Here is a 25,199-nt window from a genome sequence, read left to right on the forward strand (position 1 = left end):
TACAGGGTGGCTGGGGTGGTCAGGGCGGGCTGTTTTTCAGGCGCCCTGCCGTGTCGATACTCACCACCACCGACAAACCCGGCCGCAGCCGCTCGCTCTCGGCCTGATCCGGATCCACGGTAATCCGCACCGGCACCCGCTGGGCGATCTTCACGAAGTTGCCGGTGGCGTTGTCCGCCTGCAACAGGCTGAACTCCGAGCCGGTCGCCGGGGAAATATGCTGCACCGTGCCGCGAAACTTGCGGTGGTTGAGCGCATCCACGGTGAAGGTCACCGGCTGGCCGACCTGCACATTGTCCATCTGGGTTTCTTTCATATTGGCGATCACCCACAACTGGTGGGGCACCAGCGCCATCAACTGCGCGCCGGAATTGACGAAGGCGCCAAGGCGCACGCCAATCTGCCCCAGCTGGCCGTCACGCGGCGCGGTGATGCGGGTGTTGGACAAATCAATCCGCGCCAGCTCCACGGCCGCCTCGGCACTGGCCACCGCCGCTTCCAGGGAGCCGCGATTGACGATCACCGTCTGCAGGTCCTGCCGCGCAATCTCCAGGCTGGCCTGGGCCTGGGCCACGGCGGCGATGGTCTGCGCATTCGCGGCACGGGTCACGTCCAGCTCGCGCTTGGACACCGAACCGTCGCTGATCAGTTCTTCATTGCGGCGCAGGTCGGCGGTGCTCTTGCGCGCCTGGGCCTGGCTGTCCACCAAGGCGGCCTGGCGCAGCTTGATGGTCGCTTCGGCACTGTTGCGTTGCTGCACCACATTGGCCAGCGAAGCCTTCTGCACCGCCAGTTGCGCCAGCGCCTGGTCGAGGCGCTGCTTGTAGATGCGGTCATCGAGGCGCACCAGCAGGTCGCCGGCCTTGACGTACTGGAAGTCCTGCACCGGCACTTCGAACACATACCCGCTGAGTTGCGGGCCGATGATCGTTACCTGGCCGCGCACCAGGGCGTTCTCGGTGGTTTCCACGGCGCTGCTGAACGGCGGCAATTGCCAGGCATACAACACGATCAGCACGCCGATGATGGCAATCGCGGCGAAGCCAAGCGACGAGATGATGCGCACCCGCAGCGAGCGCGGCTCAGTCACGCTCGCGCCGGGCGGCGCGGTGCCTTCCGGGGTGGAGGCAATGGCATTGGTGGTCGTGGTGGTGGTCGTTTCGGTCATGAAGTGGCGCCGCTGGGTTGAACGGAAGGGGCTGCTGCCTTGGTGGTGCTCATCAGCCACAGACTGCGGATAAAGATCCAGATCATGGTGAGGATAGCGATGATCGCGATCAGCATGAACACATCGTTGTAAGCCATCACATTCGCCTCACGCGTGGCCGCCGTGGCCAGGCTGCGAATGCCCATGAGGTTGCGCAATTCCGGGTCGGCGATCACCCCGCCGTAGGCCGAGCCACCGCTCTGCACCCGCGCGGCCACACGCGGGTCGAGCAGGCTCAGGTGCTCGACGATCATGCTCGAATGGAACTTCTCGCGCACGATCTGGAAGGTGCCGAGCAACGCTGCGCCAATCAGGCCGCCGAGGTTCTGGCAGATCCCGAACATCACCGAGAAACTCACCAGGTTGCGCGGGTTGGTCAGCACGTTGCGGGTGCCCAGCACCATGGTCGGGCCCAGGAAGAACGTGCCGCCAAAGCCTAGCAGGAACTGGCTGATGTACATGTTCTGCGGCCGGGTCAGGTTGCTGGAAAAACTGTCCATCACCGACCCCACGGCCATCAGCGCCAGCGAGATGATCAGCGGCATCAGCAGGTGCGCCGGGTTGATCGTCAGCGCACTGACGACCAGCCCGGCAATCGCCCCGGCCAGCATCACCACGTACAGGGTGTGCATCTGCTCGTAGCTCATGTTCAACATCTGCATGAACCCCACGGCGCCGGTGGACTGCTCCGACAGCACCATGCGAATCAACACCACGGCGAGCGCCAGGCGGATCATCACCCCACTGCCGAGCCAACGGGTCATCAGCAACGGGTTGGCGCGGTTATGCTCGATCGCCAGGCCGGCCATGATCAGCACCAGCGAACAGGCCGAGGCGACGCCGATCCACGGTGCTTCCAGCCACCAGTCGATGCGCCCCAGCGACAACACGGCGCAGAGCAAGGCGACCCCGGTGGCAAGGATGCCGAAGGTCAGGAAATCGAGTTTTTCAAAGGTCTTGAAGCGATCGCCAGGCGGCAACTTGAGCAGGAACACGCACCCCAGGCAGATCAGGGCCATGCCCAGTTCGAACAGGTACAGGCCACGCCACTCGGCGATTTGCAGCAAATCCTCGGAGAACAGCCGCGCCAACGGCAGCGCCAGTTGCGCGGTGCCCAGCCCCAGCACCAGGGCTTTCATCCGCCATTTGGCCGGGAACGCCTGGATCATGTAGTACAACCCCAGCGAACTGAGCGCCGCGCCGACCATCCCGTGGGCCGCCCGCACCGCGATGGCCGAGCTGAGGTCGTTGACGAACAAATGGCCGAAGGTCACCAGCGCATACAGCACCAGGAACACTTCGGTGAACGCGCGCAGGCCGAACTGCTGGCGAAACTTCACCAGCAGCAGGTTCATGCACACGTTGGTCATCACATAGGCGGCGGGCAGCCAGGCCATTTCCGCCGTTGTCGCGCCCAGGGCGCCTTGCAGGTATTGCAGGTTGGCGATGACCAGCGCATTGCCGAGTCCGCCGGTAATCGCCACCAGCACGCCGACCAGCGCAAACAGCCAGCGTTTGTGCGTGGGGTGCAGCGGCGTCGACGGCGAGCCAGGCAGGCTCGGTCGCTCGTGGGGCTGCCAGGTGTGGGGGGTGTATTTGTCCATTCGGTGACCTAGATGACCCGGCGGGGGACGCCGGTAAAACCATTACTCAGGGAGTAGTAAACCTGAGCGGAGTTCATCTTGCCATCTCGAGGGTGCAATTGATCCCAGCAGCGCGCCTGCCAGACAAATGCCGGCGCAGATTCCAGCTCAGATCCAGCCGAGCCAACTCCAGTACGTGGCGGCGAAGATCAGCATGAGGCCATAGCCGAGCAGCGTCACCAGAATCCCCACCTTGGCAAACTGGCGCGCCGTGAACGTGCCGGTCCCCAGGCACACCATGTTCTGCGGCGCATTGATCGGCAGGATAAACCCGTAGCTCATCACAAACCCGAGCAGCATGGTCATCCCCAGGCGGCTGAACTCACCCGGCAAGGTCTGCAACACCGCGATCAGGATCGGCAACAACGCCGAGGTCAAGGCCGTGGCACTGGCAAAGCCCAGGTGGATCACAATCAGGAAGGCCCCGAGGATGGCGAATACGCCCAGCGGCCCGAGCTGATCCAACCCGGTGTGCGTCACCACCTGCGCGCCCAGCCACTGCCCGGCCTGGGTGGTCAGCAGCGCCGTACCGAGGCTGATGCCGACGCCAAACACAATCACCGTGCCCCACGGAATACGCGACTGCACGTCCTTCCAGGTCATCACGCCCAGCCCCGGCAGCAGCAGGAACACCAGGCCTGCGTAGGTGGTCGAGGTGGTGTCGAAACTGTGCAACCGGCCCTCGGTGGCCCACGCCAGCAACAGCAGCACCGAGACACTCAATAGGCGCTTCTGCGGCCCGGTAATCGGCCCGATGTCCACCAGCGACTGCGCCACGGCCTCCTGGCCGCCGGGGATGCTGTCGGTTTCCGGCGGCAGCAACTTGAGCACCAAAAACAGCAGCACCGCCGACATGATCACCGCCCACGGCGCGCCGGCGATCAGCCAGTCGAGCCACGACACACGCTGGCCGAGCATCTTGTCCATGAAGCCGACCGTCAGCAGGTTCTGTGCCGCGGCAGTCTGGATGCCGACGTTCCAGATGCTGGTGCCCTGCGCGACCACGATCATGATCCCGGCGGCAATGTTCGAGCGCTTGTCGACGCCGAAGGCGGCAATCACACCCATCATGATCGGCACCACGCAGGCACTGCGCGCGGTAGCGCTGGGCACCACCAGACTGAGCAAAATGGTCACCGCAATCGCCCCCAACAGGATGCGCCGGGTACTGGTACCGATGCGGCTGAGGGTGACCAGCGCGATACGCCGATCCAGGCCGGTGTGGGTCATCGCTGCGGCAATGAACAGCGCCCCCGCCACCAGCGCCAGCGCCGGGTTGGCGAAGCCGGTCAGCGCCATGCTGATCGCCGGGCTGGAGCCGATCAGGTGCGCAGGGTCCTGCAGCGACGGCGCGGTGCCGAGCAAAAACGCCATCAGCGAAGTGATCATGATCGCGCTGGCTTCATAGGACACCGCCTCGGTGATCCACACCACCACGGCAAAGGCGAGGATCGCCAGCATCCGGTGCCCGGCCACCGGCAAGTCCGCCGGCAGCGGCAACAGCAGCACGCCGACCATCACCAGCACGGCGACCACCAGGCCCAGGGGCAACTTGAAGGATGCAGCGGTTGTTGCGGGGGCGTTCATGCGGTACTCCGTAGGCCTTCCATTCAGGCCGGGAGCATGGCGCATAAGGTCGCAGGGTGTGTTGACGGGTATCAACGCGCCGGGCGTCAGGCGAGTAATTGGCTCAATACCGCGCGCAACTTGCCGGGCTTGACCGGTTTATTCAGCAGCGGCGCCTCCAGGCGGCGCAGCGCGCGGCGGCACTGGTCGGTGCGATCGGCGGTGATGATCACCGCCGGGATCTTCTGCTCGAAGTGCTCACGCAGATGATTGACCACTGCACAGCCGACCACCCCATGGTCAAGGTGATAGTCGGCCAGGATCAACTCCGGCGCCCTGCCCTGCAGCGCCAGCAAGGCCCCCGCCTGATCAGTGGCGGTGACCACCTCGCAGCCCCACTGGCCGAGCAGCGCGCGCATGCTTTCGAGGATGCTCACTTCGTTGTCGATCACCAGCAAGCGCCGTCCCGGCAGCGGGTTACCGGTGCTGGGCGCGACGGGCAGTTGGCTGATCGCCAGTGGCATTTCGTCGCTCAGCGGCACCTCGATACTGAACATCGAACCGCGCCCCGGCCAGGACCGCACCGCCACCGGGTAGCCGAGAATATCGGCGATACGCTCGACAATCGCCAGGCCCAGCCCTACCCCCTTGCGGTCCGACGCGCGACCGACGTCGAGCTGGTTGAATTCCAGAAAGATCGAACCCAACCGATCCGCCGCAATCCCGCGCCCGGTGTCCCACACCTCCAGGCGCAGGCGATCACCGCGCCGGCGCGCGCCAAGGAGGATGCAGCCCTCATCGGTATAGCGGCAGGCATTGCTGAGGAAGTTGCGCAAAATCCGCGTCAACAGCCGCAAGTCGGTACGGATCGCATACCCGCCGGTACGCGCGCGCAGGTTGAGGCCGGCTGCCTGGGCCACCGACTGGAACTCCGACACCAGCGGCGCAAACAACTCATCCAGGCGATACAGCGCCACGTCCGGCTTGACCGCCGCCTGGTCGAGCCGCGAGATATCCAGCAGGTCGGTGAGCAAGTCCTCGGCGCCCTCCAGGGCCTGGTGGGTGCGTTCCACCAGTACCTGCTCGACGCTCGGCAAGTTGCGCTCGCGCAAGGTCGAGATCAGCAGCCGCGCGGCGTTCAGCGGTTGCAGCAGGTCATGGCTGGCGGCGGCGAGGTATTTGTCCTTGCTGCGATTGGCGGCCTGGGCGGCGTCGCGGGCGTCGCGCAGGTCCTGTTCGATCTGCTCGCGCTGGGCGATCTGCTGTTGCAGGTTGAGGTTGGCCTCCAGCAGCTCGTCGGTGCGCGCGGCGACCCGCTGCTCCAGTTCGTCGTTGAGGCGGATGTAGCGATTGCGCTCGGCCTCCAACTCGTCGAGCCGCGCGGTGAGTTCCGGGTAATGGCTCTTGCGCGCCGACTGGTCGCCCAGCCCCAGCAGCCCGGCCAGGGCGCGCTGTTGCGCGTCAGAGAGCTTCGCCATAGACGACCTCGACATCACGCTGGCTGGACTCGCGCGGGTTGGTGAGGATGCACGGGTCATGCATCGCATGCTGGGACAGAAACGGGATGTCGGCCATGCGCACGCCGTGCAGGCCGAGCGTCTCGTTGAAACCGATCGCGTGCTTGAGCGCAATCAGGTGCTCTACCAGCCGCGCGCAGATCTGCCGATGGTTGAGGCCACGGCAGTCGATGCCGAAGGTCTCGGCAATCACCTTGAACCGCTCCGGCGCCGAGCTGTAGTTGAACGCAACGACGTGCTCCACCAATACCGCGTTGCACAGGCCGTGGGGCAAGTCGAGGAAGCCGCCCAGGCTGTGGGACATGGCGTGCACCGCGCCGAGGATCGCATTCGAAAACGCCAGCCCGGCCTGCATGCTGCCGAGCATGATTTTCTCGCGCAGGGCAATGTCGCCGGGGTTGGCGATCATCTGCACCAGGTTGCCGTTGATCAGGCGCATCGCCTCGAGCGCGTGAGGGTCGGTAAGCGGGCCATGCCCGGTGGAGACGAACGCCTCGATGGCATGCACCAGCGCGTCGATGCCGGTACAGGCGGACAGGAACGGGTCCATGCTCGCGGTGGTTTCCGGGTCGATCAGCGACACGTCCGGCACCACCGCCTTGCTGACGATGGAGAACTTCATGCGTTCCTGTTGGTTGGAGATGATCACGAACTGCGACACGTCCGCCGAGGTGCCGGCCGTGGTGGGAATGAGGATCAAGGGCGGGCTGGGCACGCGAATGGTGTCCACGCCTTCGAACTCGAGGATGCTGCGCCCATGGGCGACCACAATGCCGATGGCCTTGCCGCAGTCCATCGGGCTGCCGCCGCCGATGGCCACGATCACGTCGCAATGATTTTCGCGGTACACCTCGGCACCGAGCATCACTTCTTCGACGCGCGGGTTGGGCGATACGGCGGTGTACAGGCAGTAGTCGATACCGAGGGCTTGCAGGCTGGCTTCGACATCGGCGACCCAGCCGGCGGCAATCACGCCGGGGTCGCTGACCACCAGCACCTTGCGCGCGCCGAACGTCTTGGCGTAATTGCCGACGTTATGCCGGCAGCCGGCGCCGAAGATGATTTCAGGCGAGACGAATTTACGCAGGAGGCTCAGGTTTGGGCTCATTGTTAAGCCTGTTTCTTATTATTTTGGAAGATGCGCTCCACACTAACCGATCCGGCCGCGAAAGCAATCAGACCAAAGAGGCATCTTCCCTGCAGCACGCCAGATCAGCGGCTGGCGAAGTACATCGTCACTTCGAAGCCGATACGCAGGTCGGTGAAAGCGGGTTTGATCCACATGGGGAGCGTCCTCTTGTTGTGCCGGAAGATTCCGGTGAATCCATTAATGCACGCAGGATGGGCGAGGCGAATGCTACTTTCGAAGCAACCCTCACCCTGCATTAGTCGCGCAGGTACAACGATCGAATGGTAGGAGCCGGCAAGCCGGCTCCCACAGGTGCTTGCCCTTCAGGTCAGGATCAGAAGAAACCCAGCGGGTTGATGTCATAGCTCACCAGCAGGTTCTTGGTCTGCTGATAGTGGTCCAGCATCATCTTGTGGTTCTCACGCCCCACACCCGACTTCTTGTAGCCACCGAACGCCGCGTGCGCCGGGTACAGGTGATAGCAGTTGGTCCACACCCGACCCGCCTTGATCGCCCGGCCCATGCGGTAGGCACGGTTGATGTCGCGGGTCCACAGCCCGGCGCCCAGGCCGAACTCACTGTCGTTGGCAATCGCGAGTGCCTCGGCCTCGTCCTTGAAGGTGGTCACGCCCACCACCGGGCCGAAGATTTCTTCCTGGAACACGCGCATCTTGTTGTGGCCCTTGAGCAGGGTCGGCTGGATGTAATAGCCGCTGGACAAATCCCCCTCCAAGCGCTCGGCCGCGCCGCCGGTCAGCAGCACCGCACCCTCCTCCTGGGCGATTTTCAGGTAGGAGAGGATCTTGTCGAATTGCTGCTCGGACGCCTGCGCGCCGACCATGGTCTCGGTGTCCAGCGGGTTGCCACGCTTGATCTTGACGATCTTCTTCATGACCTCGGCCATGAACGCTTCGTAGATCGACTCCTGCACCAGCGCCCGCGACGGGCAGGTGCACACTTCGCCCTGGTTGAAGAACGCCAGCACCAGCCCTTCGGCGGCTTTTTCGATGAATTGCGGCTCGGCCTGCATGATGTCTTCGAAGAAAATATTCGGCGACTTGCCGCCCAGCTCCACGGTGGACGGAATGATGTTCTCGGCGGCGGCATGCATGATGTGCGCACCCACCGGAGTCGAGCCGGTAAAGGCGATCTTGGCGATGCGCTTGCTGGTGGCCAGTGCCTCGCCCGCCTCGCGGCCAAAGCCCTGGACGATGTTCAGCACGCCCGGCGGCAGCAGGTCGCCGACCAGCTCGGCAAACACCATGATCGACAGGGGCGTCTGCTCGGCCGGCTTGAGCACGATGCAGTTGCCGGCAGCCAGCGCCGGGGCGAGTTTCCACGCGGCCATCAGCAGCGGGAAATTCCACGGAATGATCTGCCCGACCACGCCCAGCGGCTCGTGGAAATGATAAGCGGCGGTCAGCTCGTTGATCTCGGCGGCACCGCCTTCCTGGGCGCGGATGCAGCCGGCGAAATAGCGAAAATGGTCGGCGGCCAGCGGCACATCGGCGTTGAGTGTTTCGCGCACGGCCTTGCCGTTGTCCCAGGTTTCGGTCACGGCCAGCACTTCGAGGTGCTGCTCGATGCGGTCGGCGATCTTCAGCAGCACCAGGGCACGGTCCTGGGCCGAGGTCTTGCCCCAGGCGTCGGCGGCGGCATGCGCAGCGTCGAGGGCCTTGTCGATATCGGCGGCGGTCGAGCGCGGGAATTCGGCGATCGCCTCACCGGTGACCGGCGAAGTGTTGGTGAAGTACTCGCCATTGACCGGCGCGACGAACTCACCGCCGATGTAGTTGCCATAGCGCGGCTTGAAGCTGACGACGGCGCCGGGGGTGCCAGGTTGTGCGTAGATCATGGTGAGGCCTCTGTCTGTTGTGGGTATTGTCAGGGGTTGATGCGTTGCATCTGCGTGCGTTCGTATTGCGGGTACAGATGGGTCACGCTGCGGACCAGTTCATAGCGGCTGAGGTTGATCGCCGCGAAACGTGCAGGGATCGGGCTGCGGATCAGCTCCGGCATGTCACTGCCGCGTGCAGCGGCGTCACGCAGCAATTGATCGAGCCAGGTGAGGTAGTCGCGCATCTGCTCCAGCGGTTTGGCGTCGGTCGCCACGGGGCCGTGGCCAGGCACGATCAGGGTCCAGGGCAAGCCTTGCAGGGTGGCGATATCGCTCAGCCACACGGCCAGGCCCGGAGAGTGCGGGGTGGTGAGCGCACGCTGGTAGAACACCAGGTCACCGGCGAACAACACCCCCGTCTTCCGGTCGAGGATCGCCAGGTCCGCGCCGGTATGACCGCGTAGCTGCAGCAATTGCAGATCGTGACTGCCGAAGGTCTTCACACCCGGCTGCAGGGTTTCACCGGGCAGCACCACTTCGGTGCCGCGCATCCAGTCACCGACCAGGCGATAGAGGTTCTCGGCCAGGCTGTCGCCCTGTTCGTGCAGTAACGCGGTGGTGCCGGCGAGTGCACCAATCGGCACGTCCTTGAACGCCTGGTTACCCAGGGCATGGTCGGGGTGGTGGTGAGTCAACAACACCTGGATCACCGGTTTGTCGGTGACCCGGGCGATGGCCTGGCGCAACGCTTCGCCGTAGCGCCGGGACGGCCCGGTGTCGATCACCACCACACCGGGCTCGGTGACGATAAACCCGACATTGACGATGTTGCCGCCATTGTCCTTGGCGAAATTGTCGGTGCTGCCTTCGAGCAACCAGGTGTTGTCGGCGATCAGCCGCGGCTTGAGGGCGTAATCCAGCTCGGCCAGCACCGGCAGGCTGAACAGGATCAGCCATAAGAGTGTCCAGCGCAGGGTCATGGGATGGCCGCCTCGAACTGGCTGCCGCTGGTGTCGCGCAGGGTCAGGCGCGTGGGGCCGGTCGCCTGGATATCAAAGGCAAGGCTGGGGTTTTCGCTGACAGCGGGAAACAGCTCCAGCGTCGCCAATAACTGACCGTCGGCGCCGCGGAGTTCGGCCATGTTGATAAAGAATTCGGGAATGCCGCTGACCATGCCGTTATCCATCGGGTGCGCGACTTGCAACTTGACGCGGCTGAATTCGGCGCGCGGGTAGCGTCCGCCGAACACTTCGCCGAGGTGCTCTTCCCAACCCGCCTGGGTGCGCACCACGCTGGGTGCGGTGCAGCCGCCGCCGGCTGCATCGATCAGGGTCGAGCCGACATGCCAGAGGCCGTCCCTGGTCAGCACCGCTGCGCGCAACGGCGTGGCCTGTTCGATGCGAATCCGGATCGACAGCCACGGCAGCACACCCTCGCGGGGCTGGAAGTCGACGATTTTCGGCAACGGGTTCAACTCGGCCCAGGCGAGGATTTTCACCACCTCGCCCTTGAACGCGCGGGCGTCGATTTCCAGCGGCACCTGGCGCGCATCTTCGGCGAACGGCGGGGCCAGCAGCTTGACGCGCGCGTCGAACACGAAGGGCGCATTGTCGAGAAACCGCTGGTGGTAGTAATCCCACATCACCGACGGCACCGGGTCCACGGGCGCGCCCCAGGCCAGCATCGGCAACCAGCAGATCCACACCCCGCGCAGGCGCATGCCCTACTCCTCGACGTGCACGCTGTCGAGGTAGGTGCGCACCGCCCACAGGGCTTCCTGGCTCAGGTAGTCGGCCATTTTCGGCATGTAGACCCGGCCATCGCGCACCGCACCGTGGCGCACCCGTTCGACAAACCATTCATCGCCGGCGTCGCCCACATCGAGCATACGCAGGTCGGGTGCGATCCCGCCGGACTTGGCTTCCAGGCCATGGCAGGCGGCGCAGTTCTGGTTGTAGGCCGAGGCACCGACTTCCACCGCCTTGTCGTGCTCGGGCGAGGTGCGATAGGGGTTGGTGGCGGCCCAGCCATCGGCGTCCAGCGGCACGCCGGCGTCCTTGATCGGGGTCAGGCCCTTGGTTTCCACGGCGGTCGGTGTGACGTTGCCGTGGGCCATGACGGCACCGGCACCGAGTACCCCGGCAAACAGGCAGGCGGTCATCCAGGCGTTGCGTTTTGTTGTCATTATTTTTTCCCTCAGGAGTGCACGCAAAACCTCTTGGCAGAGGCTATGGCAACCATCTTAGGAAGCGCTCGGCGGCACCCGTATGCTGCTTTGGTGGTCGGGTTCTCATCCGTTGGTAGCAGGCCTTGTGGGGCACTGCTAAATCAGAGGCGGTTCGGGAAATTGTCCCGGCAACACCGGGACTTTTTCCGTATTCGCACGCCCATGGACGTCGCACCCTGTGCAGGCCAAAACCTCCACTGGGAACTGCAACCATGACAATAAGATCGCTACCCGCCCTCTCACCCTTGAGCCTTGCCCTGCAAGCCTTTCTGCTGGTGGGCAGCCTGTCCCTCAGTGCTGCCAGCCATGCCGCTGCCGAACCCGCGAAGCAGACGCGCAACGTCACCTGGGAAGACATCGCCAACGACCACCTGACTACAAAGGACGTGCTGCAATACGGCATGGGCACCAACGCCCAGCGCTGGAGCCCGCTGGCCCAGGTCAATGACAAGAACGTGTTCAAGCTCACGCCTGCCTGGTCCTACTCGTTCGGCGACGAGAAACAGCGCGGCCAGGAATCCCAGGCCATCGTCAGCGACGGCGTGGTCTACGTCACCGGTTCCTACTCCCGCGTGTTCGCCCTCGACGCGAAGACCGGCAAACGCCTGTGGACCTACAACCACCGCCTGCCCGACAACATTCGCCCGTGCTGTGACGTGGTCAACCGTGGCGCGGCGATCTTCGGCGACAAGATCTACTTCGGCACCCTCGATGCGCGCCTGATCGCCCTCGACAAGAACACCGGCAAAGTGGTGTGGAACAAGAAATTCGGCGACCACGCCGCCGGCTACACCATGACCGGCGCCCCGGTGCTGATCAAGGACAAGGTCAGCGGCAAGGTGCTGCTGATCCACGGCAGCTCCGGCGATGAGTTCGGCGTGGTCGGCCAGCTGTATGCGCGCGACCCGGACACCGGCGAAGAAGTGTGGATGCGCCCGTTCGTGGAAGGCCACATGGGCCGCCTGAACGGCAAGGACAGCACCCCGACCGGCGACGTCAAGGCGCCATCGTGGCCGGATGACCCGACCACCGAAACCGGCAAGGTCGAGGCCTGGAGCCACGGCGGCGGCGCACCTTGGCAGAGCGCGAGCTTCGATGCCGAGACCAACACCATCATCGTCGGCGCCGGCAACCCGGGCCCGTGGAACACCTGGGCGCGGACCTCCAAGGACGGCAACCCACACGATTTCGACAGCCTCTACACCTCCGGCCAGGTCGGCGTCGACCCGAGCACCGGCGAAGTGAAGTGGTTCTACCAGCACACCCCGAACGATGCCTGGGACTTCTCCGGCAACAACGAACTGGTGCTGTTCGACTACAAGGACAAGGACGGCAAAGTCACCAAGGCTACCGGCCACGCCGACCGCAACGGCTTTTTCTATGTGGTCGACCGCACCAACGGCAAACTGCAGAACGCTTTCCCGTTCGTCGACAACATCACCTGGGCCAGCCATATCGACCTGAAGACCGGGCGTCCGGTGGAAAACGAAGGCCAGCGTCCGGCCAAACCGCTGCCGGGTGAAACCAAGGGCAAGCCGGTGGAAGTCTCGCCGCCGTTCCTGGGCGGCAAAAACTGGAACCCCATGGCCTACAGCCAGGACACCGGCCTGTTCTACATCCCGGGCAACCAGTGGAAAGAGGAATACTGGACCGAAGAGGTCAACTACAAGAAAGGCTCGGCGTACCTGGGCATGGGTTTTCGCATCAAGCGCATGTATGACGACCACGTCGGCACGTTGCGCGCGATGAACCCGACCACCGGCAAAGTGGTGTGGGAACACAAGGAACACCTGCCACTGTGGGCCGGCGTACTGGCAACCAAGGGCAACCTGGTGTTCACCGGCACCGGCGACGGCTTCTTCAAGGCCTTCGACGCGAAAACCGGCAAGGAGCTGTGGAAGTTCCAGACCGGCAGCGGCATCGTCTCGCCGCCGATCACCTGGGAACAGGATGGCGAGCAGTACATCGGCGTCACCGTCGGTTATGGCGGCGCGGTGCCGTTGTGGGGCGGCGACATGGCCGAGCTGACCAAGCCGGTGGCACAAGGGGGTTCGTTCTGGGTGTTCAAGATCCCGAGCTGGGACCTGAAAACCGCCCAGAAGTAACCCCTCAGAGAATGCGGGGTCGCCTTTTGTGGCGAGCGGGCATGCCCCGCGCTGGGCTGCGAAGCGGCCCCGGCATTCTTCCTGTCGCATCGGCTGCTGCGCAGTCGGTGCGACAGGTACCCCGCCACCTTCGAGGTCTCGTCATGAAATACCTGCCCTTGTTACTCCTGCTGTCCCTGCCCCTGGCCCACGCCGACGATGGCGACGACGCGCCCCTGGTGATCAACGGCTGCACCATCGCCGAACACAGCCAGTGCCCTGGCGCCAATCTCAAGGGCGCCAACCTGAGCAATCAGAACCTGAGCAAGATGAACCTGGCCGGCGCTGACTTGCGCGAGGCCGATCTGCGCCACGCCAACCTCGACCTGGCCAACCTGGAAAAAGCCCAGCTGCAAGGCGCCAACCTGACCCGCGCGAGCCTGCAGCAGAGCAACCTGCGCCTGGCCAATTTCACCGACGCGACGTTGATGGCGATCCAGGGCTGGGGCCTCTTCGCCCAGGGGGCGCAATTCGAGAATGCCAACCTCAGTGCGGCCTACCTGCAATTTGCGCGGCTGTCCGGAGCCAAGCTGCACAAGGCCAACCTGCGCGCGGCGGACCTGGAAATGACCTGGCTGAGCAAGGCCGACCTGCAAGGGGCGGACCTGCGCGATGCAAATCTGCAGGAAGCCAAGTTCGGTGAAAGCAATCTGGAAAACGCCACCCTGACCGGTGCGCGCCAGCATTACGGGAACTTCCAGGACGCGAACATGGAAGGCTGCAAGGACTGCCCCACCACCTGGGATCGCTAGAACGCCGCGGATCAACATGTGGGAGCGGGCTCGCTCGCGAAAGCGCTGGGTCAGTCAGCACTCCTGATACTGACACCGCGTATTCGCGAGCAAACCCGCTCCCACAGGGGCCGCGTGCATCAGGTAGAGATCAGCCCGCCACTCGTACTACGCCCATATCGATGCCCAGGTGGACCAGTTCGGCATGGGAACTCACCTGCAATTTACTCTTGAGCAAGGTCAGGTGGTTGGACACGGTCTTGCTGCTGATACTCAGCTGGGCCGCGATCGAGCGTGCCGGGGTGCCTTTGGCGAGCATCAGGAAAATCTCCAGCTCGCGCTGGGTCATGCCTTGCAGGCGACGGTCGGTGGGGTGATAGGCCAGTTGCGTGGCCAGGTCCTGTTCGATGTAGGTGTGGCCGTCGAGGATGCGCTGCACCGCCTCAAGCATCACCGCCGGCGAGGCGTTTTTGGTCAGGTAACCGGCGGCGCCGGCGTCCAGGGCCTGGCGCACCACCGGCAGTTCCGCGTGCTGGCTGAAGAACAATACGCGCAACTGCGGCAGGCGCTGGCGCAGGCGGCGGGTGGTTTCCAGGCCGCTGATCCCCGGCAGGCCGAAGCCGATGATCACCAGCGCGGGCACCGCCTCGTGCACCCGCGCCAGGGCCTCCTCGCCGCTCGCCGCTTCACGGACCACCACGCCCGGCAGCCCGGCGCGCAGCAGGCCGGCATACCCCAGGCGGACCACGGCGTGATCATCGACCAGCAGGATGTTCATAGTGCCTCCAATGGCAGCGTATCTTCCCCATGCTAGAACCCCGGGGTCTGCCGCGACCTACTACTTTGGTACTGGTTTTGCTGTCTATCGTCGCATTCCCAAGGCAGCGCGACTCACGTGTAATGGGCGCATAACGATAAGGATTGCCTTGCCATGCTGCCCGCTCGACTGCCCCTCGCGGCACTGCTGTGCCTGTTCGTCGGCTACACCTGCGCCGACACCCCGCTGTTTTCCGCCGAAGGCTACCGTCTCAGCCTGTACCGCAGCCCTACGCCCGACCAACTGCCAGGCGCGACGATTGTCGACACCCCGGCCCTGCAAACCCTGCTGCGCCAGACGCCCGCACCGGTGCTGGTCGATGTGTACCGCCGCCAATGGCTGCAAGGCCGCTTCATCGAGGACCAGCCGCATGCCAACGTGCCCGGCAGCCACTGGCTGGCCAATACCGGCGACGGCGACCTCACGCCGGAATGGCAGGGTTATTTCGTGCGGCACCTGTACAAATACACCCACGGCGACCTGAACCGGCCGCTGGTGTTCTACTGCCGCGCCGATTGCTGGCTGAGTTGGAACGCGGTAAAACGAGCCGCCAACCTGGGCTATACCTCTGTGTATTGGTACCGCGATGGCTTGGACGCATGGGAAGCGGCGAAACTGCCAGTGACGGCTGCAGCACCCGAACCCTTTGAATAAAAATCCACAACAAGAAGGTGAACGGCCATGTACAAAATTCTGATTGCCGACGATCACCCGCTGTTTCGCGAGGCGATCCATAACGTCATCAGCGACGGGTTCCCCGGCAGCGACGTGATGGAAACCGCCGACCTTGACAGTGCCCTCGCCCTGACCCAGGAACACGACGACCTCGACCTGATCCTGCTCGACCTGAACATGCCCGGCATGCACGGCCTCAATGGCCTGATCAACCTGCGCAACGAATCGCCGACCATCCCGGTGGTGATTGTCTCCGCCGAGCAGGACAAGCAGATCGTGCTGCAGGCCATCACCTATGGCGCCGTGGGATTTATCACCAAGTCTTCGCCGCGCCTGCAAATGACCGAGGCGATCCAGCAGATTCTCAACGGCAATGTGTACCTGCCACCGGACATCATCCGCACCCAGAAGCCCGGCACGCACCGGCGCCTCAACGAAAACCCCGGCTTCGCCCCCGAGCTACTGCAAGCCCTGACCCGCAAGCAGCTGCTGGTGCTGGAGCGCATGACCAAGGGCGAGTCGAACAAGCAGATCGCCTACACCCTGGAGATTGCCGAGACCACGGTGAAGGCTCACGTGTCGGCGATCCTGCGCAAATTGAATGTGCATAACCGGGTGCAGGCGATCCTCAGTGCCGGCGACATTGATTTCGGCTCGTACCTGCGCCGCTGATCCTGCCCAACTCCCCGGCCTACAGGGCGACGTGTTGGCCGAGCAAGTGACTCATCGCCGTCTTGAGCTTCATCGGCCGCACCGGCTTGTGCATCAGCGTGTGCCCCAGCTCGCGGATCTGCAGCTTCAACTCATTGCTGTAGTTGGCGGTGATCATCATCGCCGGGATCGCACGACCGCGCCGGGCGTTGATGCGGGCGACGGCGTCCACGCCGTTCTGGTCGTGGTCGAGGTGGTAGTCGGCGATCAGCAGGTCCGCCTCGGCATGGTAGTTGTCCACTTGCCGCGCCAGGTCCTGCTCTGACAACGCCGTCACCACGCAACAGCCCCAGCCTTCGAGCAAGGTGCGCATTCCCGCGCAGATCGCCGCATCGTTATCCAGCACCCACACCCGCGCGCCCTGCAGGCGCTCCAGCAGCGGCTCACTCATGCACGGTATCGGCAAGGACCTGGGCGCGGTGGTGCTCAACGGCACCTCCACCGAAAACATCGAGCCCTGGCCCGGCCAGGACCTGACGCTGATGCGATGGCCGAGTATCCCGGCGATTTTCTCCACGATCGCCAGCCCCAGGCCCAAGCCGCGATCCTGGTCCGGGCGCTGCACATCACCGCGCTTGAACTCCTGGAAAATCTCCTCCAGCCGCTCCTCGGCAATGCCCATGCCGCTGTCCCACACCTGGATCAACACGCGCTGGTGCTGGCGCCGGCAGCCCAGCACCACGCGGCCCTTGTAGGTGTAGCGAATCGCGTTGCTGAGCAGGTTGCGCAGGATCCGCGCGAGCAGCTGGATGTCACTGTGCACCAGCGCCGAGCAGCCGACAAAATGCAGCTGCAGGCCTTCGCTGCGGGCCAGCTCGGTGTACTCCGCCGCCAGGTTATCGAGCAATTCGCTCAGGGCGAACGGGGCGATATCGGCCTTGATCACCCCGGCATCCAGCTTGGAAATATCCACCAGGGTGCCCAGCAGGTTTTCCACGTCTTCCAGGGAATTGCTCACGTTGCGCACCAGGGTTTCGCTGGGGCGTTCCAGTAATGCACTGGTAAACAGCCGCGCCGCGTTCAGCGGTTGCAAGAGGTCGTGGCTGACGGCGGCGAGGAATTTGGTTTTCGACAGGTTGGCCTGCTCGGCCTCGCGCTTGGCCTCGCGCAGGCGTGCTTCCATGCGCCGGCGCTCATCGATTTCCTTCAACAACTGGCCGTTGAGCGAGGTCAGTTCCGAGGTGCGCTGGGCCACGCGCTGCTCCAGGTGCTGATAGGCCTGGTGCAGGGCTTCGGCGGTGCGCCGGCGTTCGGTGATGTCGCGGATCAGCACGAAAATCCCCACCACTTCACCGTTGGCGAGCATGTTCGGCACATAGGAGCGCAGCATGTAGCGCTCCTGGTTATTGATGTTGGTCTCGGCGAACTCAAAGGTCACGCTTTCCCCGGCCAGGGCGCGGGCGACGTAGGCATCCAGGCGTTGGCAATGCTGCTCGCTGTGGACTTCGCGCAGGCTCTGGCCAAGCATCATCCCGCGCGGCCAGCAGTACCATTCTTCATAGACTTTATTGGTGAACTCGTAGACCAGGTCGGCATTCAGGTAGCCGATCAGGGCCGGCACGTTGTCGGTGATCAGGCGAATCCAGCGCTCGCTGGCCTGGGCCTGCTGCGCCGCTATCTGTTCGCCGCGCAGGGCTTCGGCACGCAGCCGGGCGTTGATCAGCAGGTGGTTGCTGGCCTTGAGTTCGGCCATCGCCTGATTCAGCGCGTCGGTGCGTTCGCGGACTTGCTCGGCCAGCACCACCGAATGCTGAAAGGTGGTGTAGGGGTTGTTGCCCTGGGCCATGCCGGACTCGATGCGCTCGATCAGCGCCGCATTGATCCGCGCCAGCTTGTGGTTGTCCTGTTGCAGCCGGACGACCTCGGCGAGCAGCTCAGCGCCGGCCACGGGCAATGGCGACCCCGGTGAAGGTCTGGTTGATGTGCATGCCATTGAACTGTTCTCCGTAGGTGTTGAACCCCATCACCCGCTGGTCACGCAGCAAGCCACCGATCTGTTCCAGGGTGCCGGTGTCTTCCAGCTCCAGGCGGCGCAGGAAGCAGTCGCAGCCGATGGTCAGCAGCAGGTCGCCGAGGCGCGCGTGCAGGCCATCGAACAGGCCTTGCAGGTTCGGCAGGATCGGCCCGGGCTTCATCACGGTGAGGACGATGCCGTTTTCCACCGCGCAGTAGAAACTCAGGCTCAGGTCGGCGTGCACTTGCTGGATCGCGCGCACGTAGTACTGGTCGTGGATGCGCACCGCGAGGGGGTGGGCGGCGAAGAGGCGGTGGTCGAGGTCGGCCACGGCCACGCCGATGTGCCGCGCGTACTCCTCGGCGGCGGGTTCGGCATTGAGCTCGAACACCCGGCGTGACGGGCTGTCGGCGCCGGTCACCACCAGCTTCTCGGTGCGCGGCAGGATGTGGTGGGTGGTGAAGACCTCGAAGTCCAGCCAGGTGTTGACCAGCACCACCACTGCCGCGCCGCTGTGGAAGGCGCCGTTGAAGTACACGTGGGTGTCGGTGAGGAAGTTGTCATCACCGGCCGAACCGCCGAAGTGCGGGATGTCGCCGAGCGCCGCGCTGAGGGCGGCGAGCACCATTTCTTCACGGCTGGACAGGCCATCGAGCAAGGTCAGGGCGAAGGTATTGCCTTTGATCGGCGCCAGGGTATTGCTGCGACAGCCGCCGACCAGCCGCTCGACCATGTCCTGGGCGTTGATCAGGCTGAAGTGTTCAACCTGGTCGATGAGTTCGGTGGCAATGGAGAAGTGCGCGTGATTGAACCCCACCGCCGTGATGCAATTGCGGCCATAACCTTGGGGCGTGATCTCGCCGGCACTGGTGCAACCCACCACACGCACACTGCCAAAGCACTGCTGCAGGGCCTGGCCGAGTGCCTGGAGGTCGTAGGAAGCGGAACAGAAAAACAGCACGAACCCCAGGTACGGATGCAGCAGTTGCCGCGCCAACTCCTCGGCCGCCTGCCCGGCATCGGCGGCCTGGGACATGGCACTGACTACGCCTTCACTGTTGTGCATCGCTGGTTCCCCCTCTGAAGCATGAGTGTACGAAGGCCTGGGGGTGGGACCTATGCTACTTGGGTACTGGGTGGGGGGATGCGATGGGATGAATTGGCGTGGCGTCGCAGGCGTTTCACATCAGACCGCCGCCTTGACCAACATGCCGGCCGCCACCAGCACGCACAGGCTGGCAAACCCGACCTGCAGGGTCCGCGCGGGGATCACCGAGCACAGGCGCCGGCCGATCAACATGCCGACAATGCTCGCGGCGATGAACACCCAGCCCATCGGCTCGATGCGCACACCGGCGTGGAACGCGCCGACCACGCCGATCAGCGAGATCAGGCTGATCACCATCAGCGAAGTGGCGACGATGCCGCGCATCTGCACATCGGTGAGTTGCTTGAACGCCGGCACGATCAGGAAGCCACCGCCGACCCCGAGCAGGCCGGACACGGCGCCCGTGACCGCACCAAGGGCGGCGAGTGTCGCGCTGCACTTGGCGGTCCAGGCCAGGCGCCCGGTCTGCTGGTCGAGCATGCAGTTCTTCTGGCCCCAGGACGCGGCGCCATGGTCACTCGGCCCGGCGTCGACCTTTTCGCGCTGCAACATGCGCCAGGCCACCAGCACCATCAGCGCGCTGAACAGGCCCATCAGCAGGGCTTCCGGCATCTGGTGGGCAAGGAACACCCCCAGCGGCGAGAACAGCGCGCCGAGCAAGGCGATCAACAGCGCGGCACGGTACCGCACCAGGCCATGGCGCAGGCCGTCAATCGCGCCCACCGCCGCCGCTGCGCCCACCGCCAGCAAGGACACGGGCGCGGCCTGGGTCATGCTCAGGCCCAACCCGAGCACCAACGCCGGCACGCCAAGGATGCCGCCGCCCGCGCCGGTCAAGCCCATGACCAGGCCCATCAAGATGCCTAAAACACTCGCCAGCAGCATTCAGTCCACCTTGCTCAAGCGGGTCAGCCACTCGCGACCCTTGAGCATGCCGTTCCAGTAGAACCACGGCAGCAACGTCGCCTTGAGGAACCACATCGAACGCCGCGCGCGGGTCGGGTCGAGGGGAAAGGTCGGCAACAGCTTGCCGCCATAACCGAACTCGGCCAGCACCACCTTGCCCTTCTCCACCGTCAGCGGGCAGGAGCCGTAGCCGTCGTATTTGAGCGGCAATGGCGCCTGTTTGCGCAGGGCGAGCAGGTTTTCGGCGACCACCACGATTTGCTTGCGCACGGCGGCAGCGGTCTTGGCATTGGTGGTGCCGCACACATCGCCCAGCCCGAAAATGTGCGGGTAGCGCAGGTGTTGCAGGCTATGGGGGTTCACTTCGCACCAACCGGCGGCGTCGGCCAGCGCGCTCTGGTGGATAAACTCCGGTGCGACCTGGGGTGGCACCACGTGCAGCAGGTCGAAGGATTTCTCGACCACGGTGACGTTGCCCTCGGCATCCTTCACGTCGAACCAGGCCTTGCGTGCCGGGCCGTCGACTTTCACCAGGTTGGCATTGAATGCCAGGCGGGCGTTGTACTTCTCCACGTATTTCATCAGCGGCGGCACGAAGGTCGCGACCCCAAACAGCGCCGCGCCGGCGAGGTTGAATTCGACGTCGATATTGTTCAGATGGCCTTGCTTGAGCCAATGGTCGCAGGACAGGTACAGGGCCTTCTGCGGTGCGCCCGCGCATTTGATCGGCATCGCCGGCTGGGTAAAGATCGCCTTGCCGCCCTTCAATTGCTGCACCAACTGCCAGGTGTAGGCCGCGTACTGATAGCTGTAGTTGGAGGTCACGCCATTGCGGCCCAGCGTGTCCTGCAGCCCCTCGATCTTCTCCCAGGCCAGGCGCAGGCCGGGGCAGACGATGAGGTTTTGCCAAGTCACGCGCTGGCCGTTGTCGAGTATCAGGGTGTGTTCGTCGGGCAACAGCTCGGTGACCGCAGCCTGCACCCAGGTCACGCCATTGGGCAGCACATCGGCCAGCGGGCGGCGGGTCTTTTCCAGGTCATAGGCACCGCCGCCCACCAACGTCCAGGCCGGCTGGTAGCAATGGTGGTCGCTGGGTTCGATCAGGGTGATGTTCAGGTGGGGGTCGCGCTTGAGCAGGCTGGCCAGCAGGCCGATGCCTGCCGAACCGCCGCCGATGACTACGATATCGCCACTGATGGTAGGGCCCCAGTGTTGGTCATTCATGGTCGATCGCCTTTCTTATACATGCACACAAGGGTCGCTGCCGGATGGCGTCACGCCCAGCTTTTCATGACCGCGCCGCAGTACAGCCCGGACAAGGTCTTCATCACTTGGATCACTTCGTGGCTGGCCAGCCCGTAGAAGATGTATTTGCCTTCCCGACGGGTGGCGACCAACCCTTCATCGCGCAAGATGCCCAACTGTTGTGACAGCGTCGGTTGGCGCACGCCGGTCATGGTTTCCAGCTCGCCGACGTTGCGCTCGCCCTGGGTCAGCTGGCAGAGGATCAACAAACGGTCCTCGTTGGCCAGCGCCTTGAGCAAGGAACAGGCCTTGGACGCCGATGCGCGCAACTGGGCGACTTCGCCCTCACTCAGAGTAGATTCCATTTGCCTCGGGTCCTTTCTGTCACTTAAGCTCAAAACATTATGTGTAAATGTAAACTGATTGTAACCACTTTTTTCTTCACCAGGGACCGCCGCCATGCCAGCGTTGATTCAAGCCTTTCTGGACGAGGCATCGTCGACCTACACCTACGTCGTGCATGAAACCGACGGTGGCCCCTGCGCCATCGTTGACTCGGTGCTCAACTACGACCCGGCTTCGGGGCGCACCGACACGGCCCAGGCCGACAAGGTCATCGCCTTCGTCCGCGAGCACGACCTGCACGTGCAATGGCTGCTGGAAACCCACGCGCACGCCGATCACCTGTCCGCGGCGCCGTACCTGCGTCGCCTCCTGGGCGGCAAGATTGCCATCGGCGCGTCCATCAGCAAGGTGCAGGGCGTCTTCAAGCACCTGTTCAACCTGGAGCCGGAGTTTCGCGTGGACGGCTCGCAGTTCGACCACCTGTTTGCGCCGGACGAGGTGTTTCATATCGGTAACCTCAAAGCCCAGGCGCTGCACGTGCCGGGGCATACGCCGGCGGACATGGCTTACCTGATCGACGACCAGTTGATCCTGGTGGGCGACACGTTGTTCATGCCGGACGTGGGCACGGCGCGCTGCGACTTCCCCGGCGGCGATGCGCGGCAGTTGTATGCGTCGATGCGCAAGCTCTTGGCGTTTCCCCCGCAGACCCAGCTGTATGTGTGCCATGACTATCCGCCCGAGGGCCGCGAGGCCAAGTGCCTGACAACCGTAGCCGAGCAGCGCGCGGGCAATATTCATGTGCATGACGGGGTCGATGAGAATGCGTTTGTCGAGATGCGCACCACGCGCGATGCCGGGCTGGGGATGCCGACATTGCTGCTGCCGGCGATCCAGGTGAACGTGCGCGCGGGCAATCTGCCGCCGGCTGAGGAGAATGGCGTGACGTACCTGAAGATCCCCCTCAACCAACTGTAAAAACATTGATCCCGAGTGGGAGCTGGCTTGCCTGCGATGGCGGTGTATCAGGTGCAGATAAGCTGGCTGGCCCAGCGCTTTCGCAGGCAAGCCCACATTTGATCTGCTTACACCCGGGAGCTCGAGGCATACGGATCCCCCTGTGGGAGCGGGCTTGCTCGCGAAGGCGGGCTGGCAGTTGATGCAGTGGGTGCCTGACCCACCGCTTTCGCAGGCAAGCCAGCTCCCACATTTGATCTCCATACACCCGGGAATCCGAGTCATACCCGGATCCCCCTGTGGGAGCGGGCTTGCTCGCGAAGGCGGGCTGTCAGTTGATGCATTCGGTGCCTGACCCACCGCTTTCGCAGGCAGCCAGCTCCCACCGTTGATCTGCGTACACCTGGGAGCCCCGAGTCATACCCGGATCCCCTGTGGGAGCGGGCTTGCTCGCGAAGGCGATCCGTCAGGTGGTGCATTCGGCGACTGATCCAGCGCTTTCGCAGGCAAGCCAGCTCCCACATGTTGGGCTGTGTTTGGATCTGTGAGAGCGGTGTCAATCAGTTGCCGAGGCTGATGCCATTGGCCGGCAGCGGCAGCGCGGTTTTGTAGCGCACTTGCTTGAGCGCAAAGCTGGAGCGGATGTTGGCCACGCCCGGCACCTTGGTCAGGAAATCCATCATGAAGCGCTCCAGCGACTGGATCGTCGGCACCAGCACGCGGATCAGGTAGTCCGGGTCGCCGGCCATCAGGTAGCACTCCATCACCTCGGGACGGTCGGAAATCGCCCCCTCGAACTGCTGCAACGCCAGTTCGTTCTGCTTTTCCAGGCTCACATGGATGAAGACGTTGACGTGCAGCCCCAGCAGGTCGGCATCGAGCAGCGTGACCTGGTCACGAATCAGCCCAAGTTCCTCCATCGCCTTGACTCGGTTGAAACACGGCGTCGGCGACAGGTTGACCGAGCGGGCGAGGTCGGCGTTGGTGATCCGCGCATTCTCTTGCAGGGCGTTGAGAATGCCGATATCGGTACGGTCCAGTTTGCGCATGAGACAAAATCACCTGTTTATTATGTTTATGCAGTTTTTTTATCCGCAAATGATCCCGAGCGCAATGAAACACAGATAAATATTCTTCTACGCCACGCCTATGATTGTTGTAGGACAAGATTTCTTCTACCCGAAGACTGATTGTCAGCTAGCGCGCCCACTACAAGAAATTCACAAGATAGAGCGTAGAAAGCCATGACCCAGCAGTACGAACCACTGCGCCTGCACGTGCCTGAACCCTCAGGCCGCCCCGGCTGCAAGACCGACTTTACCTACCTGCGCCTGACCGACGCCGGCCTGGTGCGCAAACCCGCCATCGACGTAGAACCCGCCGACACCGCCGACCTGGCCAAGGGCCTGATCCGCGTCCTCGACGACCAGGGCCAGGCCCTGGGCCCGTGGGCCGAAGGTGTACCGGTGGAGATCCTGCGCAAAGGCATGCGCGCGATGCTCAAGACGCGCATCTTCGACAACCGCATGGTCGTCGCCCAGCGCCAGAAAAAAATGTCGTTCTACATGCAAAGCCTTGGCGAAGAAGCCATCGGCAGCGCCCAGGCCCTGGCCTTGAACATCGATGACATGTGCTTTCCCACCTACCGCCAGCAAAGCATCCTGATGGCCCGCGACGTGCCGTTGGTGGACCTGATCTGCCAACTGCTGTCCAACGAGCGCGACCCGCTCAAGGGCCGCCAGCTGCCGATCATGTACTCGGTCAAGGACGCGGGTTTCTTCACCATTTCCGGCAACCTCGCCACCCAATTCGTACAAGGTGTGGGCTGGGGCATGGCCTCGGCGATCAAGGGCGATACCAAGATCGCCTCCGCCTGGATCGGCGACGGCGCCACGGCCGAATCGGACTTCCACACCGCCCTCACCTTCGCCCACGTCTACCGCGCGCCGGTGATCCTCAACGTGGTCAACAACCAATGGGCGATCTCCACCTTCCAGGCTATCGCCGGCGGTGAAGCCACCACCTTCGCCGGACGCGGCGTGGGCTGCGGCATCGCTTCCCTGCGGGTCGACGGCAACGATTTCATCGCGGTGTACGCCGCCTCCGCCTGGGCCGCCGAGCGTGCGCGCCGCAACCTCGGCCCGACCCTGATCGAATGGGTCACCTACCGCGCCGGTCCGCACTCAACCTCCGATGATCCGTCCAAATACCGGCCTGCCGACGACTGGAGCCACTTCCCGCTGGGCGACCCGATTGCCCGTCTCAAGCAGCACCTGATCAAGATTGGCCAGTGGTCCGAAGAGGAACACGCGGCGGTCAGCGCTGAACTGGAAGCCGAAGTGATTGCGGCCCAGAAAGAAGCCGAACAGTACGGCACCCTGGCCGGTGGCCAGATTCCAAGCGCCGCGACCATGTTCGAAGACGTCTATAAAGAGATGCCGGAGCACTTGAAGCGCCAGCGTCAAGAGTTGGGGATCTGA

Annotated in this window: 23 protein-coding genes; 6 read left to right on the forward strand and 17 right to left on the reverse strand. The window is 63.9% G+C overall.

Going from position 1 to position 25,199, the window contains the following annotated elements:
* Window positions 1-19 precede the first annotated feature (19 nt).
* The 10 genes from JFU04_RS18590 to pedF all read right to left on the reverse strand — a co-directional run bounded on the left by JFU04_RS18590 (window position 20) and on the right by pedF (window position 11,084).
* Window positions 20-1,168 (reverse strand): HlyD family secretion protein, encoded by a 1,149-nt coding sequence (locus JFU04_RS18590; protein ID WP_106803333.1) that lies wholly within the window; start codon window positions 1,166-1,168, stop codon window positions 20-22.
* Entirely contained in the window at window positions 1,165-2,811 is a 1,647-nt protein-coding gene (locus JFU04_RS18595; protein ID WP_201145286.1) for an MFS transporter, read from the reverse strand. Before JFU04_RS18595 ends, JFU04_RS18590 begins: the two co-directional genes overlap by 4 nt.
* Window positions 2,812-2,958: 147 nt before the next feature.
* On the reverse strand, window positions 2,959-4,437 hold the full coding sequence (locus tag JFU04_RS18600) for a DASS family sodium-coupled anion symporter (protein WP_201145288.1): 1,479 nt from the start codon (window positions 4,435-4,437) through the stop codon (window positions 2,959-2,961).
* An 86-nt stretch (window positions 4,438-4,523) separates the two neighbouring features.
* The gene (locus JFU04_RS18605; protein WP_201145290.1) at window positions 4,524-5,894 is read right to left on the reverse strand and encodes an ATP-binding response regulator; all 1,371 of its coding nucleotides are present in this window, start codon (window positions 5,892-5,894) and stop codon (window positions 4,524-4,526) included.
* Window positions 5,878-7,041 carry an alcohol dehydrogenase-like regulatory protein ErcA gene (ercA, locus tag JFU04_RS18610; RefSeq protein ID WP_065903913.1) on the reverse strand — a complete coding sequence of 388 codons (1,164 nt, stop codon included), beginning with the start codon at window positions 7,039-7,041 and terminating at the stop codon, window positions 5,878-5,880. The genes JFU04_RS18605 and ercA overlap by 17 nt, the downstream gene beginning before the upstream one ends.
* Before the next feature lie 104 nt (window positions 7,042-7,145).
* Window positions 7,146-7,217 carry a pyrroloquinoline quinone precursor peptide PqqA gene (gene pqqA, locus JFU04_RS18615; protein ID WP_106805631.1) on the reverse strand — a complete coding sequence of 24 codons (72 nt, stop codon included), beginning with the start codon at window positions 7,215-7,217 and terminating at the stop codon, window positions 7,146-7,148.
* A gap of 179 nt (window positions 7,218-7,396) precedes the next feature.
* A complete protein-coding gene (gene exaC / locus JFU04_RS18620) occupies window positions 7,397-8,917 on the reverse strand; it encodes an acetaldehyde dehydrogenase ExaC (RefSeq protein ID WP_120449056.1) in 1,521 nt (506 codons plus the stop codon).
* A 29-nt stretch (window positions 8,918-8,946) separates the two neighbouring features.
* Window positions 8,947-9,873, reverse strand: a complete 927-nt coding sequence (locus JFU04_RS18625) for a quinoprotein relay system zinc metallohydrolase 1 (protein ID WP_201146427.1) — start codon at window positions 9,871-9,873, stop codon at window positions 8,947-8,949.
* A gap of 2 nt (window positions 9,874-9,875) precedes the next feature.
* The gene (locus JFU04_RS18630; RefSeq protein WP_120449058.1) at window positions 9,876-10,619 is read right to left on the reverse strand and encodes a quinoprotein dehydrogenase-associated SoxYZ-like carrier; all 744 of its coding nucleotides are present in this window, start codon (window positions 10,617-10,619) and stop codon (window positions 9,876-9,878) included.
* Between the two features lie 3 nt (window positions 10,620-10,622).
* The gene (pedF, locus tag JFU04_RS18635; RefSeq protein ID WP_065903930.1) at window positions 10,623-11,084 is read right to left on the reverse strand and encodes a cytochrome c-550 PedF; all 462 of its coding nucleotides are present in this window, start codon (window positions 11,082-11,084) and stop codon (window positions 10,623-10,625) included.
* 254 nt (window positions 11,085-11,338) lie between these two features.
* Between pedF and exaA the strand changes: the two genes are divergently transcribed.
* Both exaA and JFU04_RS18645 read left to right on the forward strand, forming a co-directional pair.
* Window positions 11,339-13,231 (forward strand): quinoprotein ethanol dehydrogenase, encoded by a 1,893-nt coding sequence (exaA, locus tag JFU04_RS18640; RefSeq protein ID WP_065903934.1) that lies wholly within the window; start codon window positions 11,339-11,341, stop codon window positions 13,229-13,231.
* Between the two features lie 143 nt (window positions 13,232-13,374).
* Complete coding sequence (locus tag JFU04_RS18645) at window positions 13,375-14,022, forward strand: pentapeptide repeat-containing protein (protein ID WP_065903937.1); 648 nt, start codon at window positions 13,375-13,377, stop codon at window positions 14,020-14,022.
* A 130-nt stretch (window positions 14,023-14,152) separates the two neighbouring features.
* On the opposite strand, the gene JFU04_RS18650 is transcribed toward JFU04_RS18645, so the two are convergent.
* The gene (locus tag JFU04_RS18650) at window positions 14,153-14,779 is read right to left on the reverse strand and encodes a response regulator (RefSeq protein ID WP_201145292.1); all 627 of its coding nucleotides are present in this window, start codon (window positions 14,777-14,779) and stop codon (window positions 14,153-14,155) included.
* A gap of 153 nt (window positions 14,780-14,932) precedes the next feature.
* On the opposite strand from JFU04_RS18650, the gene JFU04_RS18655 reads away from it, so the two are divergent.
* Together JFU04_RS18655 and JFU04_RS18660 are read left to right on the forward strand one after the other, a co-directional pair.
* Complete coding sequence (locus tag JFU04_RS18655; protein ID WP_201145294.1) at window positions 14,933-15,472, forward strand: PQQ-dependent catabolism-associated CXXCW motif protein; 540 nt, start codon at window positions 14,933-14,935, stop codon at window positions 15,470-15,472.
* A gap of 27 nt (window positions 15,473-15,499) precedes the next feature.
* Entirely contained in the window at window positions 15,500-16,165 is a 666-nt protein-coding gene (locus JFU04_RS18660) for a response regulator transcription factor (RefSeq protein ID WP_065903944.1), read from the forward strand.
* 19 nt (window positions 16,166-16,184) lie between these two features.
* Here JFU04_RS18660 and JFU04_RS18665 read toward each other — a convergent pair whose 3' ends face one another.
* The 5 genes from JFU04_RS18665 to JFU04_RS18685 form a co-directional block, all read right to left on the reverse strand.
* Complete coding sequence (locus JFU04_RS18665) at window positions 16,185-18,137, reverse strand: NahK/ErcS family hybrid sensor histidine kinase/response regulator (protein WP_201145296.1); 1,953 nt, start codon at window positions 18,135-18,137, stop codon at window positions 16,185-16,187.
* A complete protein-coding gene (nosP, locus tag JFU04_RS18670; RefSeq protein ID WP_065903949.1) occupies window positions 18,079-19,224 on the reverse strand; it encodes a nitric oxide-sensing protein NosP in 1,146 nt (381 codons plus the stop codon). Before nosP ends, JFU04_RS18665 begins: the two co-directional genes overlap by 59 nt.
* Before the next feature lie 120 nt (window positions 19,225-19,344).
* Entirely contained in the window at window positions 19,345-20,151 is an 807-nt protein-coding gene (locus JFU04_RS18675; protein WP_201145298.1) for a sulfite exporter TauE/SafE family protein, read from the reverse strand.
* On the reverse strand, window positions 20,152-21,396 hold the full coding sequence (locus JFU04_RS18680) for an NAD(P)/FAD-dependent oxidoreductase (RefSeq protein WP_201145300.1): 1,245 nt from the start codon (window positions 21,394-21,396) through the stop codon (window positions 20,152-20,154).
* A 50-nt stretch (window positions 21,397-21,446) separates the two neighbouring features.
* Entirely contained in the window at window positions 21,447-21,782 is a 336-nt protein-coding gene (locus JFU04_RS18685) for an ArsR/SmtB family transcription factor (RefSeq protein ID WP_053256978.1), read from the reverse strand.
* 94 nt (window positions 21,783-21,876) lie between these two features.
* On the opposite strand from JFU04_RS18685, the gene JFU04_RS18690 reads away from it, so the two are divergent.
* The gene (locus JFU04_RS18690; protein ID WP_106803322.1) at window positions 21,877-22,740 is read left to right on the forward strand and encodes an MBL fold metallo-hydrolase; all 864 of its coding nucleotides are present in this window, start codon (window positions 21,877-21,879) and stop codon (window positions 22,738-22,740) included.
* Between the two features lie 539 nt (window positions 22,741-23,279).
* Here the strand turns inward: JFU04_RS18690 and bkdR are convergent.
* On the reverse strand, window positions 23,280-23,768 hold the full coding sequence (gene bkdR, locus JFU04_RS18695; protein WP_056861361.1) for a Bkd operon transcriptional regulator BkdR: 489 nt from the start codon (window positions 23,766-23,768) through the stop codon (window positions 23,280-23,282).
* A gap of 195 nt (window positions 23,769-23,963) precedes the next feature.
* Here bkdR and JFU04_RS18700 point away from each other — a divergent pair, with 195 nt between their 5' ends.
* On the forward strand, window positions 23,964-25,199 hold the full coding sequence (locus JFU04_RS18700; RefSeq protein ID WP_065903960.1) for a 3-methyl-2-oxobutanoate dehydrogenase (2-methylpropanoyl-transferring) subunit alpha: 1,236 nt from the start codon (window positions 23,964-23,966) through the stop codon (window positions 25,197-25,199).

The organism is Pseudomonas sp. TH21 (genome assembly GCF_016651025.1).
Taxonomy (GTDB): Bacteria; Pseudomonadota; Gammaproteobacteria; order Pseudomonadales; family Pseudomonadaceae; genus Aquipseudomonas; species Aquipseudomonas aylmerensis.

Coding starts and splice junctions, on each gene's coding strand:
- JFU04_RS18590 (WP_106803333.1), bottom strand. CDS start 1,168: ATGACCGAAACGACCACCACCACGACCACCAATGCCATTGCCTCCACC.
- JFU04_RS18595 (WP_201145286.1), bottom strand. CDS start 2,811: ATGGACAAATACACCCCCCACACCTGGCAGCCCCACGAGCGACCGAGC.
- JFU04_RS18600 (WP_201145288.1), bottom strand. CDS start 4,437: ATGAACGCCCCCGCAACAACCGCTGCATCCTTCAAGTTGCCCCTGGGC.
- JFU04_RS18605 (WP_201145290.1), bottom strand. CDS start 5,894: ATGGCGAAGCTCTCTGACGCGCAACAGCGCGCCCTGGCCGGGCTGCTG.
- ercA (WP_065903913.1), bottom strand. CDS start 7,041: ATGAGCCCAAACCTGAGCCTCCTGCGTAAATTCGTCTCGCCTGAAATC.
- exaC (WP_120449056.1), bottom strand. CDS start 8,917: ATGATCTACGCACAACCTGGCACCCCCGGCGCCGTCGTCAGCTTCAAG.
- JFU04_RS18630 (WP_120449058.1), bottom strand. CDS start 10,619: ATGCGCCTGCGCGGGGTGTGGATCTGCTGGTTGCCGATGCTGGCCTGG.
- pedF (WP_065903930.1), bottom strand. CDS start 11,084: ATGACAACAAAACGCAACGCCTGGATGACCGCCTGCCTGTTTGCCGGG.
- exaA (WP_065903934.1), top strand. CDS start 11,339: ATGACAATAAGATCGCTACCCGCCCTCTCACCCTTGAGCCTTGCCCTG.
- JFU04_RS18645 (WP_065903937.1), top strand. CDS start 13,375: ATGAAATACCTGCCCTTGTTACTCCTGCTGTCCCTGCCCCTGGCCCAC.
- JFU04_RS18650 (WP_201145292.1), bottom strand. CDS start 14,779: ATGAACATCCTGCTGGTCGATGATCACGCCGTGGTCCGCCTGGGGTAT.
- JFU04_RS18655 (WP_201145294.1), top strand. CDS start 14,933: ATGCTGCCCGCTCGACTGCCCCTCGCGGCACTGCTGTGCCTGTTCGTC.
- JFU04_RS18660 (WP_065903944.1), top strand. CDS start 15,500: ATGTACAAAATTCTGATTGCCGACGATCACCCGCTGTTTCGCGAGGCG.
- JFU04_RS18665 (WP_201145296.1), bottom strand. CDS start 18,137: ATGGCATGCACATCAACCAGACCTTCACCGGGGTCGCCATTGCCCGTG.
- nosP (WP_065903949.1), bottom strand. CDS start 19,224: ATGCACAACAGTGAAGGCGTAGTCAGTGCCATGTCCCAGGCCGCCGAT.
- JFU04_RS18675 (WP_201145298.1), bottom strand. CDS start 20,151: ATGCTGCTGGCGAGTGTTTTAGGCATCTTGATGGGCCTGGTCATGGGC.
- JFU04_RS18680 (WP_201145300.1), bottom strand. CDS start 21,396: ATGAATGACCAACACTGGGGCCCTACCATCAGTGGCGATATCGTAGTC.
- JFU04_RS18685 (WP_053256978.1), bottom strand. CDS start 21,782: ATGGAATCTACTCTGAGTGAGGGCGAAGTCGCCCAGTTGCGCGCATCG.
- JFU04_RS18690 (WP_106803322.1), top strand. CDS start 21,877: ATGCCAGCGTTGATTCAAGCCTTTCTGGACGAGGCATCGTCGACCTAC.
- bkdR (WP_056861361.1), bottom strand. CDS start 23,768: ATGCGCAAACTGGACCGTACCGATATCGGCATTCTCAACGCCCTGCAA.
- JFU04_RS18700 (WP_065903960.1), top strand. CDS start 23,964: ATGACCCAGCAGTACGAACCACTGCGCCTGCACGTGCCTGAACCCTCA.